This is a genomic window from Mycobacterium szulgai (assembly GCF_002116635.1).
Taxonomy (GTDB): domain Bacteria; phylum Actinomycetota; class Actinomycetes; order Mycobacteriales; family Mycobacteriaceae; genus Mycobacterium; species Mycobacterium szulgai.
In genome coordinates this window covers 1-2,083 of the sequence record NZ_LQPW01000093.1, presented here as the reverse complement: position 1 = coordinate 2,083, position 2,083 = coordinate 1, and the positions used below count along the sequence as shown (strand labels likewise).

General features: G+C 66.6%; 1 protein-coding gene and 1 pseudogene. Both read left to right on the top strand.

The genetic code is table 11. From position 1 onward, the window contains the following. Positions 1-584: pseudogene (locus AWC27_RS14695) on the top strand (PE family protein); the annotation flags it as partial. A gap of 31 nt (positions 585-615) precedes the next feature. Beyond that, positions 616-1,848: a permease gene (locus AWC27_RS14690; RefSeq protein WP_372516937.1), complete on the top strand. Its 1,233-nt coding sequence runs from the start codon at positions 616-618 to the stop codon at positions 1,846-1,848. Positions 1,849-2,083: the final 235 nt, after the last annotated feature.

Sequence of the window (2,083 nt, the reverse complement as noted above, 5' to 3'; positions counted from 1 at the left end):
GCGATGGCGGCATCGGAGCGGCCGGCGGCACGGGCGGAGGGGGCGGCGCAAGCACGGGAAGTGCCAGCGCCGGCGACGGAGGTACGGGTGGCATTGGCGGCTTCGGCGCGGCCGGTGATGGCGGCCTCTCCGGCGGGTCCGGAGGGGCCGGCGGTCGTGGTGGACTGCTAATCGGCGACGGTGGCGCCGGCGGCCACGGCGGTAGCGGCGGAGCCGGCGGCATGGGAGCGCCTGGCGCCATGGGTGGCATGGGCGGGCAAGGCGGCGCGGGTATCTCCGGCGTCTCCGGAAGTGATGGCGGCGACGGCGGCGACGGCGGCGACGGCGGAAAAGGCGGCACTGGCGGCCATGGAGGTAATGGTGGAAGCGCCGGCGCGGGTGGCGCTGGTGGGCTGCTGGGCCGCTCGGGCAGCGCCGGAATCGGCGGTGCCGGCGGAGTAGGCGGCGCCGGTGGAGCCGGCGGGCTACCGGGGCCCGGCGGCGGTGGTGGTCTCGGCAACTTCAACGGGAACCCGGGATCGACCGGCAACGTAGGCGCGACCGGCGCAACGGGCGACCCCGGACTTCCCGGAGCATCGGGCTAGCCGGATTCATGGTTGACACCGACAGGTAGGCATATACCCCTACCGGGTATATGATGATGCCGTCTATCGAACGGAGGTCCGAGTGGCAAGCAAAGTGTTGGGAGCGGTCGGGCACGCGTTGGCGCTGACGGGCTCGATGACCTGGGAAATTCTGTGGGCCTTGATCCTGGGATTCGCGCTGTCAGCGGTGGTGCAGGCGGTGGTGCGCCGGTCGACGATCGTCAGCCTGATGGGCGACGACAAGCCGCGCACCCTGGCGGTAGCCGCCGGACTGGGAGCGGCGTCGTCCTCGTGCTCCTACGCCGCGGTGGCCCTGGCCCGATCCCTGTTTCGCAAGGGCGCCAACTTCACCGCGGCCATGGCGTTCGAGATCGGTTCCACCAATCTGGTGGTGGAGCTGGGCATCATTTTGGCCCTGCTGATGGGCTGGCAGTTCACCGCGGCAGAGTTCGTCGGTGGTCCGCTGATGATCATCGTGCTGGCGATCCTGTTCCGGCTCTTCGTGCGCACCCGGCTGATCGAGGCCGCTCGGGAGCAGGCCGAACGCGGCATCGCCGGGTCCATGGAGGGCCACGCGGCCATGGACATGTCCATCCAGGGGGATGGTTCGTTCTGGCGGCGGCTGTTCTCCCCGCGCGGCTTCACCTCCGTTTCGCACGTGTTCGTGATGGAGTGGCTGGCGATCCTGCGCGATCTGATCCTCGGGTTGCTCATCGCCGGTGCGATCGCGGCCTGGGTGCCCGAAAGCTTCTGGCAGAGCTTCTTTTTGGCCAACCACCCGGACTTGTCGGCGCTGTGGGGACCGATCGTCGGGCCGGTTGTGGCAATTGTGTCGTTCGTCTGCTCGATCGGCAATGTGCCACTGGCGGCGGTGTTGTGGAACGGTGGCATCAGTTTCGGCGGGGTCATCGCGTTCATCTTCGCCGACCTGCTGATCCTGCCGATCCTGAACATCTACCGCAAGTACTACGGCACCAAGATGATGCTGACACTGCTGGGCACGTTCTATGTCGCGATGGTCGCCGCCGGGTATCTCATCGAACTTCTTTTCGGCGCAACACATCTCATTCCCCAGGAGCGCAACGCCATGGTGATGTCCGCGGGCATTTCCTGGAACTACACTACCTGGCTCAACATCGCGTTCCTCGTGATGGCAACGGTGTTGGTGGCCCGGTTCTTCAGCTCGGGCGGAATGCCCATGCTGCGCATGATGGGTGGCGCGCCGGAGCCCGGGCACGAGCACCACGACCACAGGCACCACTAGCGGATGCTGGCCGTCGAATAACTTGCGCCACTTTGGTTTCAGTGGTTTTAGCGTGGCGGTTCTTGTCAGTGGTGCTTTGTAGTGTTTGCGGCATGGGTTCGAGTACGCGTGAGGAGATCATCGAGGTCTTCGACGCACTCGACTATGAGTTGGATCGCTTGTGCGGGTTGACCTTTGACGTGCTGACCACACCGGAGCGGTTGCGGGCCCTGCAGCGCCTGGAACGGGTGGCGCG